The sequence below is a fragment of the Paraliomyxa miuraensis genome, from assembly GCF_026337845.1.
Taxonomy (GTDB): Bacteria; Myxococcota_A; Polyangia; order Nannocystales; family Nannocystaceae; genus Paraliomyxa; species Paraliomyxa miuraensis.
The window spans coordinates 127,231-143,255 of the sequence record NZ_JAOVZF010000136.1; the positions used below are offsets into that span (position 1 = coordinate 127,231).

Genomic DNA, 16,025 nt, shown 5'->3' on the forward strand with positions numbered 1-16,025 from the left:
GCCCGGCTCAGCCGGGCTTGCGACCCGAGCACAGGTAGAACAAGAAGCCACGCGCGGCGTGGTAGGTGCCCTGGTCGACGCCCTCCGTGAACAGCTGCATCCACCGCTCCATCACCCCCCACGCCGACTCGAACGCCGCCTCGGTCCCGCCTCCGGCGAGGAACAGGCGGCGGGAGTCGGCGCGGGTCCCGATGAGGTTGCTGATGCCCTCGCGGGCCCACGCGAGCTCCTGCTCCAGCGCGACGCGCATGGCGGGTTCCTGGTAGGGGGGTGCCAGGTCGATGCAGCGATCGTTGGCATGGGCGCGCACGTCGTGCAGGCCGGCCGCGCGAAACAGACCGGGGAGCAGGCCTCCCACCGACTGGTTGCCCTCGTGCAGCTGCTGCTTGCCGCGCTCGCACACGATCATCAAGAGCACGAGCGCGGCGATCTCGTCGTCCTCGAGCGCAGGATGGCCATTGAGCAGGGCCAGGTTGCCCGCGCGGTTGTCGGGCTCGGCCACCACGACGAGCCCGCCGGGCCGGGTCACGCGGATCATCTCGCGCAGCGCCACCTCCACGTCGGCCACGTGAATGAGCACGAGCTGACAGGTGACCACATCGAAGCGATCGTCATCGAACGGCAGCGCCTCCACCGTGCCCTCGCAAAACGACATGCGCGCGGCGAGCCCGTGCGCCTCGGCCTGCTCGCGCGCCATCTCGAGGAACGCCGGCTCGCGATCGACACCGACCACGGTCGCGTGCTCGGGGAGCAAGCGCAGGACCGTACGCCCCCAGTGCCCCGCACCGCAGCCCACGTCGAGCACCTCGCGGGCCTCGTGCAGCCGCCAGCGCCGGGCCATCAGCTCGAGGAAGTCCCGATTCCAAAACAGATCACGCCACTCGCCGACGAAGCCGGTGAGCTCGGCGTAGCGCGCAGGGTCGGCGTATTCGGGCGCGTCGGTCATGGGTGCGAGGGTAGACCATGACCGCGGCGCCGGCGGGCGAGCAGCACCGCGAGCCACGGGGCCAGCCACGCCCACGCGCTTCCGGAGCGCCCCCACGACCGGCAGCCACAACCCTCGGCCGCCGGGTCGTCCTCGGTGCCGAACGTTGCTCCGGGCACGCTCGGTCCGGTTCCCGTGTCCTCGCCCGCTCCCCCGCCGGTCTCGCCCTGGGTGCCGCCATCGGGTGCCTCGCCCGAGGAGGATCCATCCGCCGGAGGCTCGCCGCCGTCGGTGGTGGTCCCTTCGTCGGGGACGCAGTCCGGGTGTGGATCATCGGCCCCGCACTGGTGGTCGTCGAGCAGGTAGACCTCGGGCATGGTCCCTTGCAGCAAGATCGGGCGCGGTCGCAGCGGCGTGCCCTCGGGCAGCGCCTGCTCCTCGGGCGTCAAGGCCACCGCCGCCGCGGGATCGAGCCGCCACGCCGGGGCGACCTCGGCCGGGACCTCGCGCAGGAACCCCGCGTCGACCAGCCACAGCCCTCCGGTCCCGTCGACCCGCAGCTGGGGGCCCACGTCGATGGAGCCGGCCTGCGGCAGGCTGGCGATGGTGGTGTCGGGGACGATCAGGCGATCGAAGAACACCGAGAATTGCCAGGCGCCGAGGATCTCCGGAGACACGATGTGCCGCTTCTCCCCGCCCACGATCGGGAGCGGCGGGCACGAGAGCACCCCGGAGCCGATCTCGAGGTTGGGATCGCCGGTGAGATCGATCCCATAGGCATGCACGGCGTGATCGCCAGCGTCGAGCACGCCCATCGGCAGCTCCGATCGATACCCGTGCATGCACTCGGCCCCCATGCAGCCGGATGCCAGCACCTCGCCGGCATGGACGGCGATCGCGGAGGCGGCCGGATCTCCGGCGGGGCCATTGAAGTAGAGGTGCACGTCGATGAAGGCATCGGGCATGTCGGGCTCCTGCGCCCATCCCTCGATGCCGGTGCAGTCGACCACCAGCGTGCCCACCGGGCCCGCCGCCATCGCGCGGCCCGGCGCACCGAGCAGCGCGAGCGCCACGAGCCCGAGGCCCAACCCCCTCGCCGAGGCCTCCGCTGGCATCACGTGAGCCCGGGCAAGGGACCGGTGCAGAAGGCCGGATCGCCGAAGGTGGCCTGGTCGATCCCGAACGCATGCACCAGCGACAGCAAGAGGTTGTTGTGCGGCTGGTGGTCGTAGGCGAGGTAGCGCCCGGTGCGAAAGTGGCCCGCGAGGTTGCCCCCGAGCACGAACGGCATGCGCTCGTGGCTGTGGGTGTTGCCCTGGGACAGCTCGTTGACCCAGAGGATCACGGTGTGATCGAGCATGGTGCCGTCGCCCTCCGGGATCTCGCTCATGCGCTGCATGAGGTGGGCAAACTGGGTGCCGTACCAGCGCTCGCGCATGGACCACTCGGCCCACGAGGCCTCGTCGGTCATTCCCGCGTGCGAGAGCGCGTGGCCGTCGGTGGAGCTGCCGATCCAGGGGAACTGGGTGTGGTTCATCCCGTTGCTGTACTGGATGCTGGCCACCCGCGTCAGGTCGCAGGCGAAGGCCATGACCATCATGTCCAGCTGCAGCGTGGAGATCTGGTCCATGGTGCCGGCGCTGTCGGGATTGAGGGCGGGGGGAGCGGCCGGGATGACGCAGGACTCGCCGAGCACGGGCTCGGTGGAGAGCCGAGTCTCGAGCTCGGTCACCAGCGCCGCGTGCTGCTGCAGACGCAGGCGATCCTCCGCGCCCGCGCGGGCCTCGAGCGCCGCGAACTGGCCCTGCACGGTGTCGAGCACCGAGACCCGCTTGGCCCGCAGGACCGCCATCTCCGAGGGCGAGAGGTTCAGCTCGGAGAACAAGAGGTTCCACATCGCGACCGGATCGTCGATGGGCGAGATGGGCTGCGCGGGGCCGGCATAGACCATCCGGGTCCGCACCTCCGAGCCGCCGAAGGCGCTGGCCCGCACGCCGAATTCGAGGCTGCCGAACGGCGTGGTGCCGCCGATGTGCTGGGCGATGACCTGATCGACGGAGATGCCGTTGCCCCACCCCGCGAGCGAGCCGTCGCCGCCCACGAAGCCGCCGGCTTGCAGCGCCATGCCCGAGAGCACGGCGCCCATGCCCTGCTGGTGATCCTCGCCAGGCCCGGCGTCGGCGGCCGGCATGTCGACCCCGTCGAGGATGAGCAGCTGATCCTTGAACGGCTGCAGCGGCTGCAGGCTGCTGGCCAGCTCGAACTGGTTCTCGGTGGGGTTGCCCTGCGGCCACCAGGTGGGCGGCCAGACGCCGTTGGGATGGAAGAACACCACGAAGCGCAGCGGGAAGCCGTCCTCGGCGATCCCGGCCTCGGCGTGGGCCGTGCGCTGGTGCATCTGCAACAGCGGCAAGGCGAACGCAGCCCCGGCGGCGCCGCGCAGGAACGAGCGGCGACCGGAGGCCGCCAACGAGGGCCGCAAGTGCTTGCGAGTCACTGGCCACCTCCCTCTACGGTGCGGAAGCGGAAGGCGTCCGAGGTGGTGATGGCGACCAGCAGCTCTCGCAGGTCACCATCCGCGTCGGCCAAGGTCTGACGGATCTCCTCCATGGCACACAGGTCGTCCTCGGTGGGCTCGCGACCCAGGGCGAAGGTCGCCCATTGATGGGTCACGCAGTCGCTGAAATCGGTGGAGGCGGACAGTCGCTGGGCCAGCTCCACCGCGCCGTCGTAGGCCCCGGACTGCTCGGCGTCCTCGATGGCCTCGAGGCTGCCCGAGGCGTCGACGGGCAGCCCGTTCTCCTCGGTGCGCCAGCGCCCGATGGCATCGTAGTGCTCGAAGCCGAAGCCGAGCGGATCGATGAGCGAGTGGCACCCGGCGCACGAGGGATCCTCGGTGTGCTGGGCAAAGCGCTCGCGCGTGGTGGCGTTGGGATCGGGATCGGGTGGCTCGATCTGGATGTCGTTGGGCGGCGGCGGCAGGTGCTGGCACAGCATGCGCTCGCGCACGAACACTCCGCGCGCCACCGGCGAGCTCTGGTTGGGGTAGGCCAGCAGGGCCAGCAGCCCGGGCTGGGTCAGCAGGCCCGCACGGTCGCCGGTCAGGATCGCGGCGCCGGTCTCGGGGTCGACCTCGCTCACCTCGTACCATGCCGACAGCGCGGGGGGCAGGAACGCGAGCTCGGAGCTCAGCAGATCGTCCACCGTGCCGCCGCCATCGAAGAACACGTGCTCGGCAAAGCGCTCGACGCTCTGGCGCCAGTCGTCGCCCACCGTGGGCGGCAGCCCGGCGAACATCGCCGGATCCTTGGAGACCGAGGTCAGGCCCGACAGATCGAGCCACTGGCGATGGAACTCGCGGATCGCCCCGCGGCCGCCGTCGCTGTCCAAGAGGCGCCGCGCCTGAGCCTCGACCTCGTCGCGGGTGGCCAGGCCACCTTCGGCCGCGGCGGCGAGCAGCTCGGGGTCGGGCATCGAGGCGGTGAGGAAGTAGGACAGCCGCGAGGCCATCTCGTAGCCGGTGACCGGCAGCACGTCTCCGGGCATGGCGTCGTCGGGGACGAGCTCCACCCGGTAGAGGAACTGCGGGGACTGCAGACTGGCCTGGATCACCAGCGAGACCGCCTCGGAGAACCCGTGCTGGGCGTGAGCCTCGTCGAACAGGGCCACGAACGAGGCCCGCTCGGCCGGCTCGATCGGGCGGCGGAACGCCCGGGGCAGGTGGCGCTCGACGAACGCGTGCCCGCACTCGGTCTCGCCGATGGCGAGCGGATCACAGGGCAGCACCGCGACGAGCCGCTCGCTCACCGCCCGCGCGGCCACGTCCTCGGCCACGTCCATGTAGACCCGCACGAGATCCTTGCTGGCGCGATGGTCGAGGTAGTTGTTCTCGAACGCGGTGGTCTGGTTCTCCGGGGGGAACGCCAGCGAGGGCTGCGTGTCGTCGCCCAGCAGCTCGCGAACGGTGTTGTCGTACTCGTAGCCGGTCAGCAGGCGCATGCCCGAGACGCCCACCGACGGGCCCCCTTGCTCGGCGCACTGGGCCGCGACGCCATCGTCACCCGAGTCGCCATCACCGTCGCCGTCGCCGTCGACCGAGCCCCCGCTCTCGGTGTCCTGCCCGAGCCGGCCGTCGTCGAGACCGGTGTAGCAACCGCTGGCCACGGCCAGCAGCAGCGCCCCTAGGCAGGCCCGCCCCCGAACCCATTGTTGGCCCCACCCTTGGTCCCCCTGCACCATCATCCTACATCAGAGTACCCGGACCCAGGTGCAGCCGCAATGCAGAAGAACGGGTCGAATGGCGTTCTACGGGACTGAAATCGGCGTTTGCCATCTTGCCAGCACATCGCTCGATGGCTGATGTCGCGCCCAGACCGTGGGCTCCGAGACGACGTCGGCACGGGCGACGAACCGAGCGGGATGCTGCCGTTTCCAAGGAGAGGTGAGCAGCACGAGGCAACGTCGACGACGCGAGGTGGAGTTCGACGAGCGCGCGATGGAGACCGCCAACCTGGGGATCCTGAGCGTGCTGTTGGTGCTGGTGCCCGCGCTGGTGCTCATGGCCCACGTGCTCGAGTACGCGGCGATCTTCGTGAGCACGCCGCTCTACGGCGGTGACGGGCCCGACGATGGGGTGATCCGCTGTGGCCGCGACACCGAGCTCGAGATCGCGATCGCCTACGATGGCTTCTTCAGCCGCACCTCCGGCGAGCCCGCCTGGCAGCGCATCGGTGCGTCGTCGGCCGGTCACGATCATCAGGCGCTCGAGGCCCGGGTCCGCGAGTTCAAGCGCAGCTTCCCCCACCAGACGGTGGCCACGATCACCGCGGAATCCGACGTGCCCTACGCCACCGTCGTTGCCACGCTCGACACCGTGCGCGGCCCGAGCTGTCGCCTCGCGGGGGCGATGGTGGGCGAGGAGATCCCCGAGGACTGCTTGCTGTGGCAGCCCATCATCAAGGATCGAACGCCCAACCACGACACCCCCGACTTTCGTCGTGGTCTCGCCTGGCCGCCGCGGGCGCCCGGACGGCTCGATCCCGGCGGCGACGACGAGCCGTAGCGCCCGCGGCCGAGGCCGCTAGGGCGCGAACAAGGCTACCCCGGTGACGCAGCGTCGCTGGGCCTCGCCCGCACCGAAGGTCTCGGCATCGATGCGCACCGGCTGGCCGCTGGCGAGCGCGGCCTGGAGGGCACGGAGCGTGGTCTCACCCAGGCGATGGCTGCGACCACAGAACGCGGGCCCGAAGTGCAGGTGGGCCGGCGCATCATCGAGGTAGAGCGGCACGGTGCGAACGAAGCCCGAGTCGCCCGCCGCGTCGAGCCACAGCTCCTCGATGCGTTCCTTGCGAGTCGGCGCCTGCGGGCTCGCGGCGCTCGCCACGCTCGACAGCGCCCCGAGCACGAGCAGGGTGAGCCAGGCCAGCCGCAGTGAACGAGAGCGCCGATGTGTCATCATGCGGGCCGAAGAACGCACGCGACCCGGTGCCGCCTTACACCCCTTGGATCCTCCTTCCAACGCTGTTCCTGGTGGCGTCGAGGGGAATGACCAATCGATGACGAACGCGTGACCGACCCGTGCTCCCCATCCCTCGGACCACCGCGTTCAATGACGAGGAGCCAACCCCGCCAAGAGCCGCCATGCCCGTCCGCCATGCCCCCCGTCCGCTCGTGCTCACCCTCGCGTCCGCGCTCGCGCTCTCGTCGCTGGCCAATTGTGCCAAGCATGCCGACGAGGCCGCCGCCGAGAAGGCCGCCGGGGCGGCGAGCCCGGCGCTGGCCTCCGATCGCGCCGCCAAGGACGACGCGAAGCGAGAGGAAGGCGGCGAGCGCATGGCCGAAGGGGCGATGCCCCCGGCTCCCGAGACCAAGGCCGAGGACGACCTGCCGGCCCGCATCGTGGCCGAGGCCAGCGAGGCCGAGCCGCCACACCCCGAGCCCGACCCGGTGGCGCAGGAGAAGGCGGCCCGCGATCGCGCCCAGTTCTTCACCCACTACGGCGTCAACCCCACCATCGACACCCGCGAGAACCCGTTCTCCACGTTCGGCGTCGACGTGGACACGGCTTCGTACGTGATGGCGCGCAGCTTTCTCGAGCGCGGCCAGCTGCCCCACGAGGATGCGATCCGGGTCGAGGAGGTCGTCAACTACTTCGACTACCACTACGCCCCGCCCGAGGAGGGGGACTTCAGCCTGCACGCCGAGGTGGTGCCCTCGCCCCAGCGCACCGGCTATCACGTGCTGCACCTGGGGGTGAAGGGCAAGGAGATCGCGGCCGCGCAGCGCCCTGCGGCCAACCTCGTGTTCGTGATCGACGTGTCGGGCTCGATGGGCAGCCAGGGGCGCCTGCAGCTGGTCAAGGACTCGCTGCGCCTGTTGATCGAGCAGCTGCAGTCGCGCGACAGCGTGGGCATCGTGGCCTACGGCAGCTCGGCCCGCGTGATCCTTCCGCCGACCCCGGGCTCGGACCACGCCACCATCTCGTCGGCGGTCGACGAGCTGCACACGGAGGGCTCGACCAACGTGGAGGCGGGCCTGCGCCTGGGCTACGAGCTGGTCGGGCGCCAGAACCTGGGCGCGGGGATCAACCGGGTCGTGCTGTGCTCGGACGGGGTGGCCAACACCGGGGCGACCACGGCCGAGGCGATCCTCCGCCAGGTGGCCCAGGAGGCCGCGCGCGGGATCACCATCACCACCATCGGAGTGGGGATGGGCGACTACAACGACACCTTGATGGAGCAGCTGGCCAACAAGGGCAACGGCAACTACGCCTACGTGGACGACCGGGCCGAGGCGCGGCGCGTGTTCGTGGACCACCTCACGGGCACGCTCCAGGTGATCGCCAAGGACGTCAAGCTCCAGCTCGAGCTCGATCCCCGGGCGGTGGCGCGCTACCGCCTGCTGGGCTACGAGAACCGCGGCATGTCGCGCTCCGACTTCGACGACGACCGCAAGGACGCGGGCGAGCTGGGCGCTGGCCACACCGTGACCGCGCTCTACGAGATCAAGCTGCAGCCCGGCGAGCACCCGCGCCTGGGCACGCTGCGGGTGCGCTACAAGACCCCGCGCTCGGACACCTCCACCGCGATCGAGCGCGATCTGCCGATGAGCCTGGTGCGCGGGGCCTGGACCGATGCAGCGCCGCCGACCCAGCTGTCGGTGGTGGCGGCCGCCTACGCGGAGAAGCTGCGCGGGTCGTACTGGGTCCGCAACCTCGGCTGGAGCGACGTTCAGCGCCTCTACCAGCAGATCGACGAGGGCCTGCGCGAGCGGCCCGAGGTGCGCGAGCTCGGCCGGCTGATCGACCGCGCAGCCGAGCTCGATCAGCGCGGCGACAAGTTCGAGCGCGACCTTCCGGTGGCGCAGATGGACTTCGACCGCGTCCCCGTGCTCCGATAGAGGACGCCAATGCCCGCTGCCATGCCCCGCACCCGGCTCGGCCAAGCCAACCTCCTGACGCCCCCCCAGGGGGGCTAGGCCTGCTGCCATGCCCTCGATGCGTCGACTGCTCCCGCTCGCGATTGCGCTCGGCGTGGGCCTGGTGGCGCTCTTGTGGGGGCTGGCGGCGCTCGAGTCGATCGTGATCGACGAGCGCCACCAGGCGCGCGATGGCATCGCGAGCCAGGAGGCGGTGCTGGCCGAGTACGCCCGCCGTACGCTCGAGCAGCGGCTTCAGGCCCAGCTGCTCGAGCAGCACCCCGCGATCGAGCAGGCGGCCGAGGATCCGCTGGCCCCGGCCGAGGGTCTGCTGCTCATCGAGGATGGCCGCCAGCGCCTGCCGCGGCGTACCGCGTTCGTGCCCGGCGAGGAGGGGCCGGCTCGCGCCCTCTACGATCAGCTCCGACGGCGAGAGATCCCCCCCGAGCTCGAGCCCGGCTCGCCGCCCCAGCGGCGGGTCGAGCTCTACCTCGAGCTTCGCGACGCGCTCGAGCGGGCCGAGGTCGTCGAGATCGGCGAGACGATGCGCGCGGTGCTGCGCCACCGCAACCGCTTCGTGCTCGACTCGACCTTCGATCTGCCGCTGATGATCGCGCTGCTCGACGACTTCACCTCGCGCAAGACGCCCGCGCCCGAGCTGATGATGGGCCTGCTGCGCGAGGGCTTCGGCCGCGATCCCGGGGCGCGCATGGCCGCGCTGCAGCGCGCGCTCCTGCGTCGCCGCGATCGCTTCACGGCCTCGGACTTTCGCTTCCTCGCCGATCGGATCGCCGCGCTGTCGCGCGGGGCCGGCGTGCCCGTGGACGACTTCGTGGCGCTCGCCTCGACACCCGCGCGTGCCCCGGTGCCCCTGCCCCCTCGCGTGACCGAGCCCATGCTCGTGAGCGTGGAGGGCGGCACCTTCTACGTGGCTCCGCACTCGGCCTCTTCGGTGCGGGGCGTGATGGCCGACCTGCCAGCGGCGGTCGACGTGCTCGAGGAGGAGATGCGGCGGCGCGGGCTGCTGCAGCCCGAGGACCGCGTGACGCTGCCGCCGCTGCACGAGGCGACGCCGCTCGACACCTTGCCGTTCGTGGTCGACGCTCCGCGGCTGCGCTCGGCGTGGGAGCGGGCCGAGGAGCGCTTCTGGCTCAAGACCGGGTTCGTGGCCGCCTGCGCGGCGCTGGCCCTGTCGATCGTGGTGCTCGCGCTGCTGCTGCAGCGACGCCGCTACCGCTTCGTGGAGCTCAAGAGCGACTTCGTGGCCACCGTGTCCCACGAGCTGCGCACGCCGCTGGCGTCGATTCGGCTGATGGCCGAGACCCTGGAGCGACGCACGCGAGCGGTGCCCGCGGCCCGCGACTACCCCCAGCGCATCGTCCGTGACATCGACGAGCTGTCGTTCCTTGTGGAGAACATCCTGTCGTTCAACCGCCTCGACAAGGGGCGCTGGCAGCCGCGGCGCACCGACGTGGAGCTGCGCCCGCTGCTCGACGCGGTGCTCGAGGATCTGCCGCAGTACGGCGTGCACGAGGTCTCGCTCGACGCGGAGGGCATCGACGACGTGGTGCTGCACGGCGACCGCGAGCTGCTGCTGCTGCTGCTGCGCAACCTGGTCAAGAACGCCTGCACCTACAACGAGCGCCACCCGATCGAGCTGCGCGTGCAGGGCCGATGGGCTCGTGACTGCTTCGTGGTCGAGATTGCCGACAACGGCATCGGGATCCCGGTGCAGGAGCACGCCCGCATCTTCGAGGACTTTCGACGCGTGGCCGGCACCCGTGCGCGAGGCAGCGGGCTGGGGCTGTCGATCTGCCGCAAGACCATGGAAGCCCACGGCGGTCGCATCCGCATCGTGCGCTCGACTCCGGAGGGCACGCGGTTCGCCCTCGAATTTCCCGGTACCATGGCGACCGCGCGCGCATGACCGACTCCGTCAGCCCAGGTGACCCGCTCGTGCTCGTCGTGGAAGACGACGAGAACCTCCGCATCACCCTCGCCGACAACCTCGAGGACGAGGGCTACCGCGTGCGGGCGGTCGACGGCGGACGGGCGGCGCTCGAGGCCGTCGAGCACGAGCGCCCCGACGTGGTAGTGCTCGACATCATGCTGCCCGACGTCGACGGCTATGCGGTGTGCCGCTCGCTGCGGCAGCGGGGCCTGACCGCCAAGGTGTTGATGCTGACCGCCCGCACGCTCGAGGACGACGTGGTGCAGGGCTTCGACGCCGGCGCCGACGACTACCTGGCCAAGCCCTACCGCCTGCGCGAGCTGCTGGCGCGCGTCCGCGCGCTCCTGCGACGCGGCACCCCGCGGGCGGACACGTCGGCCCCCGCCCTGCCCGGCCTGGCCATCGACCGCGACGCCCGGACGGTGACGGTGGCGGGCTCGGGAGAGGTGGGCGCCGGGGGGCGCGCCATCGACCTGACGCGCACCGAATTCGACCTCCTGGTGTTCCTGGTCGACAACCCGGGCAAGGCGCTGTCGCGAGACACCATCCTCGAGAAGGTCTGGGGCAGCGACGTGGTGGTGGACCCGCGCACGGTGGACAATTTCGTCTCGAACCTCAAGCGCAAGCTCGGCTGGACCGCGGGCTGCGGCTACACCATCAAGGCGGTGCGCGGCGTGGGCTACCGGCTCGAGCTCGACGCCGGCCAGGGGTCCTGAGCGCGCGGCCCGGGGCGCGGCGGGCCCGTAACATTGGTTGGGGGCCCGCGTCCTTCCGTGCACGGCCTGCCCGCCCGGTGGCGGCGCTTCGATGCTAGCATCGGCCCGGGCCGCAACGCATCGCACCGATGTGACCGATGCGAACGCACCACGAGGATCACACCATGGATCTCAAGTCGATCACACGTACGCTCGCGCTCTTGGGAAGCGGGCTCTCCCTGGCCGCCTGTGCGGCCAAGTCCAAGGATGCCCAGGAGGTGACGCCGCCCGCCTCGGACGGTGCGGCACCGGCCGCCGAGGGGAGCTGCGGGGGCGAAGCCAGCTGCGGCGGTGCCAAGGCCGAGGGCAAGTGCGGGGGCGAAGGTGGCTGCGGCGGCGCCAAGGCCGAGGGCAAGTGCGGGGGCGAAGGTGGCTGCGGCGGTGCCAAGGCCGAGGGCAAGTGCGGCGAGGGTGGTTGCGGCGGTGCCAAGGCGGCTGCCGATGCCGAGGCCCCCACCGCGGAGGCCGAGCCCGAGACCGCCACCGAGCCTACGAGCGAGGCTCGCGAGAGCACCGGGACCACCTCGGCCAAGAAGAAGCCCACCGCGAAGAAGAAGCCCGCGAAGAAGAAGCCCGCCGAGGCGGCCTGCGGCGAAGGCACCTGCGCCTAGAGCGTGCTCGGCCGTCGTTGGCGGACCCTTCGAGGAGCCGGGCCTGGCGACGCTGTCGGCAGGCTTGGCCTTCCTACCTCGACGCCGAGAAGTAGGCGTGGAGCTCGGCGTCGGCGTCGGCCACCACCTCGAGATAGCCATCGTAGAACGCGGCCACGCACGCCGGGCTCGGAAGCTGCACCCGACCCTCGGCGGACGAGGTCAGGGCCAGCGCGACGTCGTAGCGGGGATCTCCACGGCCAGCTCCGCCCCAGTCGACCACCCCCGACGAGCGGCCGTCTCGGCCGAGCACGTTGTCGAGGGTGAAGTCGCCGTGCACGAACACGGCCGGCGGTGCCTCGGCCCCGTGGAGCCGCGTGGCACTGAGCATGTCGTCGCTGCGGGCGGGATCGAGCGGCGGCCGCGGTCGCTGCCACCACGGGGTGGAGTCGCGCTCGACGAGGCACCCGGGCACGGGCGTGGTGTGGATCGCCGCGAGCAGGCGCCCGAGCTCGCGAAACCACGCGGGGCGCTCCGCCTCGCGCGTGGCCGCGAGCACCTCGACCAGCGGCTCGCCGGGCAGACGCGAGAGCAGCAGCCACGCCTCGGACTCGTCACCGTGCACGCCCATCACGCGGGGGACGGGCAGCGACGAGTCGGCCAGCGCACGCAGGACCTCGGCCTCGGCCCGAAGCCAGGTCACGTAGGGGGCCTCGGCCGCATGCTTGAGCACGAGCGGCTCTCCTTCGATCCCGTCGACGAACGCGACCGAGGCGCTCTGGCCGTGACGAGCGGCGGTGAGGACCGCGTGCTCGGGCAGCCGGGCTCGCAGGACCGAGGGGACCGCATCGAGGCTGAGGCGAGCGGGTGAGCCCGGCACGGGGGCGATGATACGGCCGTCCGGCCGGGGGGTCACCGGTTCGCCACCCACTCCACCCCTGCATCACGGAGCGACTCGCGAGACCGCGCCTGGCCTTCCTCGCCTCCGATCGCCGCGGTGGCGGCCGCGATCACGCGCACTCGATAGCCGCGCTCGCGCAGGCCGAGCGCAGCCGCATCGACGCAGTACCCCCCCGTGCAGTAGCCGATCACGTCGAAGGTCACCGCCTGCGGTCCACCGAGCGAGGCGCAGAGCTCGGCCAGCACCGCCTCGGCGGTGGGGTTGGAGAACAGCGAGTAGACCTCCTTCTCGAAGTAGAGGCCGATGCCCGCACGGGCCTCGGCCGCCAGGGCGGCGGCATCGAGGACCCGCGGGCCCGCACCGCGGTGGCGCTCGCCGACGAGGTTGGCCACGCCCGAAGTCGCGACCTGCATGGGAATGAAGCGGGTCCTGGTGGGGCGATCGTGGAAGACGCGAAGCCAGCCCGGCGTGCCCTTGACGCAGTGCGGGGGGAACGGGCCGCCGTTGTCGGCGAACTCCCACGCATCATGGGCATGCGAGTCGACCGAGCCGAGGATCGGATCGCCGGCGGTCTCGGCCTGACGCAGGAGGCTGGCGATGGCCTCGGGCACGGAGGGGTCGGCGGGGACGTGGAGCGCACCCTGCGGGGAGACGAAGTCGTGCTGGGTGTCGACGTCGATGAGGATGCGCGGCATCGTGGGAGTGAGGGTAGCAGGTTCCGTGCGCTGCTCGCCCCGAGGCGCGCTCGATCTCGATCATCGAGCGCCGAACGATCGACACGGGTGAGCGCCACGCCGATGCTCGGGGCTCACGTACACCCCTGCGCTTCGCAGGCGCACGAACCGGGCCCCGGGATCAACTCGAGGTCCATGACGGGCTCCTCGCAGGACACCCGCGCGTCGGCTTCGCCGCAGAGCACCGCCGCGCTCCGGCAGGTGTTGTCGTCGGCCGAGCAGGCGAGCATGCAGGCCGCCGCACCGCACGTGACCGTCGCCTCCCGGCATGCATCTCGATCCGCGCAGCTCACGGTGCAGGCCGCGTCGCCGGGGCAGGCGATCGTCGAGTCGCGACAGCTGTTGCGCCCGTCGCAGACCACGGTGCAGTGCCAGCCCTGCGGGCACGTCACCAGCTCGTCTCGACACGCCCCGTCGGGGCACGCGATGTGGCAGACCCCGTCGATGCACTCGGTGCACTCCGCCGGGCACGCACCGGTGCCGAGCGATCCGAGGTCGCTGCAGACCCGCGGCGTGGTGTCATCGCCCGACGCCTCGGTCCCGCTCACGCCCGTCTCGCCCGTCGTTCCCGTGTCGGCCGTCCCGGCGGTTCCGCTCGTCGTTCCGGCCGTCTCGGCCGTCGTCCCGTTTGTCGCCCCGTCCGTCGTCTCGGCCTCGTCGCTGTCGTGCTCGACGGCGGGACCGAGCCACTCGGGGTTGGGCTGACGACACGCCAAACCCAGCCCGAGTGCACCAATGAACAGGCCGATCCTGATCACGGCGCCGGACATGGGGCGTGATGATAAGCCGTTTCACTCGATGCTGGGAGCGCTGCATGGGCGAGAATGGATGTTCTTGCTGCGCTCCGGCTCACACGGAGAGCAGTGCCGGGCCCCGACGGACTGGAGCCAGCACGGCGGGATCCGTCAGGCCGCAGCCTTGCGGCGCCGGCGAGCGGCGATGCCCGCCACCAGCATCAGCAGCGCCCACGGTCCTCCGCGGCGGCCGCCGATGGTGCAGCCGATCTCGTTGGACGAGTCGACCTCGCCCTCGCCGGCGTGGATCTGCGCGGTCGCATCGAGCTCACCGAGGTGAGCGGTGAGCTCGTTGCGCTGCGAGAGGTCGAGGTCGTAGCGGAACAGATCGCCGGTGCCGGGCTCGGGCACGCCGCCCAGGCTCCACTCGTACTCCACACCGTAGATCGGGGCGTCGTCCTCGTCGTAGGCCTGCGCGTAGACGACCATGGGATCGCCCTCGGAGCGCTGCCCCTCGTCGCCGCCGTGGAGGCTCACGTCGGCGATGGCGTCTTCGGAGACGACGTCGATGCGAACCGGAGGCAGGTCGCCGGCGGGAGTGGCCAGGCCGAGCTCGTGCTCGCCCTCCTCGCTGGGAGTGAGGCGGAGCCACTCGCGGTCCTCGAACACGACGGTGCCCACCGCCTCGGCCCGAACGTCGGCACCGCCGCGGACGACGAGCGCGCCCTGACCATGCAAGCGCGTGTCGCCGTCGAAGTAGCGGACCTCGAAGGTGGCCGTGCCACCGGCGAGGACCTTGGGTCGATCCACGCGGGGATCGAGGTCGTCGCGGTCGACGAGGAGCGGACCGGCCGCGTAGAGCTCCACGCGATCGGGAGCGCGGACCTCGACGAGGGCCGAGGCGACCTCGTCATCGGCGTCCATGACCAGGATCTCCACCTCGCCGGCCGCGCGCGCCGTGGCCGAGGTGCACAGGCGATCGCCGTCCTCGTTCTCGTCGGTGAGACCCAGCTCGAGGGTCGAGTCGTCGGACGAGCGCAGGGTCATGCCCGAGAGTGCATGGTCGTCGAGGGCATCGGCGCAGACCCGGAACTCCGCGCCCACGACGTAGGGCGTGTGGAGGGCGTCGCTTTGGCGAAACAGATCGAAGGTCAGGTCGATCGAGTCGGTGAAACGAACCTCCTGGCCACAGGCGCTGGTGGCCAGCAGGCCAAGGACGAGACAGGAACGAAGGGCGAGGCTCACGGTCGGGGAGTGCCCCGGGCGGGGAAAACGATCACGTCGGGCAAAGTGCGCGATCCGCGAGGCCCCGGAGCCTCCCCCCGAACGCGCGACCGCCCGCGGGAGCGAACCCCCGCGGGCGGAAGGGACGGTGGCGAGTCGGCTGGGGGTCGACCGGTCTTCGGACGACCTCGACGCGCCTCGGGGCCGAGCCCCGGCCGGCCTCAGCCGGGCTCGAGCACGAACGGGTACGTCACCACCGCGTTGCCGCCACCGGGCGGCTTGGGGAACTTCCAGCGCTTGACCGCCTTGGCCACGCAGTTGGAGACGTTGCTGTCCTTGATCGAGCTGTCGGCCACCACCGCCACCGGCACCGAGCCGGTGGGTCCGATGGTGAACTGGATCGCCACGCGGCCCTTGAGGTTGGGATCGCGGGCCAGGCCCTGGTTGTAGCAGTAGCGGACCTCGTTGATGTGCGCACGGACGACGCGACGGATGATGTCCTTGTCGAGCGCGCCCTTGACCGTGGCCTTGGCCTGGCGCACGCGAGGCACCCGCTTGCCGCGGCCGCCGAAGCCGGCGCCCGAGCCACGGCCGTAGCCCGAGCCCGTACCGCCGCCGCCACCTTTGCCGATGAGGCCGGTGTTGCCGAGGCCGATGGTGCCCTCACCGGTACCACCACCACCGCGACCGGTGCCCACCAGACCGAGACCGCCGACGCCGAACGCCTCGCCGACCTCGGTGCCGGTCAGACCGCCCCACACGTCCTCGTCGTCATTGCCCACCGCAAACGCGGCG

Annotated in this window: 15 protein-coding genes; 5 read left to right on the top strand and 10 right to left on the bottom strand. The window is 71.4% G+C overall.

Going from position 1 to position 16,025, the window contains the following annotated elements:
* Window positions 1–7 precede the first annotated feature (7 nt).
* From OEB96_RS06345 to OEB96_RS06360, 4 genes are read right to left on the bottom strand one after another with little or no spacing between them, the layout of a single operon-like run.
* Window positions 8–946 carry a class I SAM-dependent methyltransferase gene (locus tag OEB96_RS06345; protein WP_266214545.1) on the bottom strand — a complete coding sequence of 313 codons (939 nt, stop codon included), beginning with the start codon at window positions 944–946 and terminating at the stop codon, window positions 8–10.
* Window positions 943–2,040 (bottom strand): hypothetical protein, encoded by a 1,098-nt coding sequence (locus OEB96_RS06350; RefSeq protein ID WP_266214546.1) that lies wholly within the window; start codon window positions 2,038–2,040, stop codon window positions 943–945. Before OEB96_RS06350 ends, OEB96_RS06345 begins: the two co-directional genes overlap by 4 nt.
* The gene (locus tag OEB96_RS06355) at window positions 2,040–3,422 is read right to left on the bottom strand and encodes a DUF1552 domain-containing protein (RefSeq protein ID WP_266214547.1); all 1,383 of its coding nucleotides are present in this window, start codon (window positions 3,420–3,422) and stop codon (window positions 2,040–2,042) included. Before OEB96_RS06355 ends, OEB96_RS06350 begins: the two co-directional genes overlap by 1 nt.
* Window positions 3,419–5,089, bottom strand: coding sequence for a DUF1588 domain-containing protein (locus tag OEB96_RS06360; protein WP_266214548.1), 1,671 nt, complete (start codon window positions 5,087–5,089; stop codon window positions 3,419–3,421). The genes OEB96_RS06355 and OEB96_RS06360 overlap by 4 nt, the downstream gene beginning before the upstream one ends.
* Before the next feature lie 277 nt (window positions 5,090–5,366).
* Here OEB96_RS06360 and OEB96_RS06365 point away from each other — a divergent pair, with 277 nt between their 5' ends.
* The gene (locus tag OEB96_RS06365) at window positions 5,367–5,987 is read left to right on the top strand and encodes an ExbD/TolR family protein (protein ID WP_266214549.1); all 621 of its coding nucleotides are present in this window, start codon (window positions 5,367–5,369) and stop codon (window positions 5,985–5,987) included.
* Between the two features lie 18 nt (window positions 5,988–6,005).
* Here the strand turns inward: OEB96_RS06365 and OEB96_RS06370 are convergent, their stop codons facing one another.
* Window positions 6,006–6,383, bottom strand: a complete 378-nt coding sequence (locus OEB96_RS06370; RefSeq protein WP_266214550.1) for a hypothetical protein — start codon at window positions 6,381–6,383, stop codon at window positions 6,006–6,008.
* Window positions 6,384–6,565: 182 nt separating this feature from the next.
* Here OEB96_RS06370 and OEB96_RS06375 point away from each other — a divergent pair, with 182 nt between their 5' ends.
* The 4 genes from OEB96_RS06375 (at window position 6,566) to OEB96_RS06390 (ending at window position 11,658) form a co-directional block, all read left to right on the top strand.
* Window positions 6,566–8,323 (top strand): vWA domain-containing protein, encoded by a 1,758-nt coding sequence (locus OEB96_RS06375; RefSeq protein WP_266214551.1) that lies wholly within the window; start codon window positions 6,566–6,568, stop codon window positions 8,321–8,323.
* Window positions 8,324–8,411: 88 nt separating this feature from the next.
* Window positions 8,412–10,268 (top strand): sensor histidine kinase, encoded by a 1,857-nt coding sequence (locus OEB96_RS06380; protein WP_266214552.1) that lies wholly within the window; start codon window positions 8,412–8,414, stop codon window positions 10,266–10,268.
* Complete coding sequence (locus tag OEB96_RS06385) at window positions 10,265–11,008, top strand: response regulator transcription factor (protein WP_266214553.1); 744 nt, start codon at window positions 10,265–10,267, stop codon at window positions 11,006–11,008. Before OEB96_RS06380 ends, OEB96_RS06385 begins: the two co-directional genes overlap by 4 nt.
* 137 nt (window positions 11,009–11,145) lie before the next feature.
* On the top strand, window positions 11,146–11,658 hold the full coding sequence (locus OEB96_RS06390; RefSeq protein ID WP_266214554.1) for a hypothetical protein: 513 nt from the start codon (window positions 11,146–11,148) through the stop codon (window positions 11,656–11,658).
* 73 nt (window positions 11,659–11,731) lie between these two features.
* On the opposite strand, the gene OEB96_RS06395 is transcribed toward OEB96_RS06390, so the two are convergent.
* From OEB96_RS06395 to OEB96_RS06415, 5 genes are all read right to left on the bottom strand, one after another.
* Complete coding sequence (locus OEB96_RS06395; RefSeq protein WP_266214555.1) at window positions 11,732–12,517, bottom strand: phosphotransferase family protein; 786 nt, start codon at window positions 12,515–12,517, stop codon at window positions 11,732–11,734.
* Window positions 12,518–12,549: 32 nt separating this feature from the next.
* The gene (locus tag OEB96_RS06400) at window positions 12,550–13,233 is read right to left on the bottom strand and encodes a cysteine hydrolase family protein (protein ID WP_266214556.1); all 684 of its coding nucleotides are present in this window, start codon (window positions 13,231–13,233) and stop codon (window positions 12,550–12,552) included.
* A gap of 113 nt (window positions 13,234–13,346) precedes the next feature.
* Window positions 13,347–14,042 (bottom strand): hypothetical protein, encoded by a 696-nt coding sequence (locus OEB96_RS06405; RefSeq protein WP_266214557.1) that lies wholly within the window; start codon window positions 14,040–14,042, stop codon window positions 13,347–13,349.
* 135 nt (window positions 14,043–14,177) lie between these two features.
* Window positions 14,178–15,251, bottom strand: a complete 1,074-nt coding sequence (locus tag OEB96_RS06410) for a hypothetical protein (protein ID WP_266214558.1) — start codon at window positions 15,249–15,251, stop codon at window positions 14,178–14,180.
* A gap of 200 nt (window positions 15,252–15,451) precedes the next feature.
* Window positions 15,452–16,025: AgmX/PglI C-terminal domain-containing protein (locus OEB96_RS06415; protein ID WP_266214559.1), on the bottom strand; the 574-nt coding region annotated here is incomplete at its 5' end.

What these genes read in the sequence shown, in the direction of transcription:
- OEB96_RS06390 (WP_266214554.1), top strand. Translation starts at nt 11,146, where the DNA reads ATGCGAACGCACCACGAGGATCACACCATGGATCTCAAGTCGATCACA.
- OEB96_RS06400 (WP_266214556.1), bottom strand. Translation starts at nt 13,233, where the DNA reads ATGCCGCGCATCCTCATCGACGTCGACACCCAGCACGACTTCGTCTCC.
- OEB96_RS06375 (WP_266214551.1), top strand. Translation starts at nt 6,566, where the DNA reads ATGCCCGTCCGCCATGCCCCCCGTCCGCTCGTGCTCACCCTCGCGTCC.
- OEB96_RS06405 (WP_266214557.1), bottom strand. Translation starts at nt 14,042, where the DNA reads ATGTCCGGCGCCGTGATCAGGATCGGCCTGTTCATTGGTGCACTCGGG.
- OEB96_RS06380 (WP_266214552.1), top strand. Translation starts at nt 8,412, where the DNA reads ATGCCCTCGATGCGTCGACTGCTCCCGCTCGCGATTGCGCTCGGCGTG.
- OEB96_RS06350 (WP_266214546.1), bottom strand. Translation starts at nt 2,040, where the DNA reads ATGCCAGCGGAGGCCTCGGCGAGGGGGTTGGGCCTCGGGCTCGTGGCG.
- OEB96_RS06345 (WP_266214545.1), bottom strand. Translation starts at nt 946, where the DNA reads ATGACCGACGCGCCCGAATACGCCGACCCTGCGCGCTACGCCGAGCTC.
- OEB96_RS06385 (WP_266214553.1), top strand. Translation starts at nt 10,265, where the DNA reads ATGACCGACTCCGTCAGCCCAGGTGACCCGCTCGTGCTCGTCGTGGAA.
- OEB96_RS06370 (WP_266214550.1), bottom strand. Translation starts at nt 6,383, where the DNA reads ATGATGACACATCGGCGCTCTCGTTCACTGCGGCTGGCCTGGCTCACC.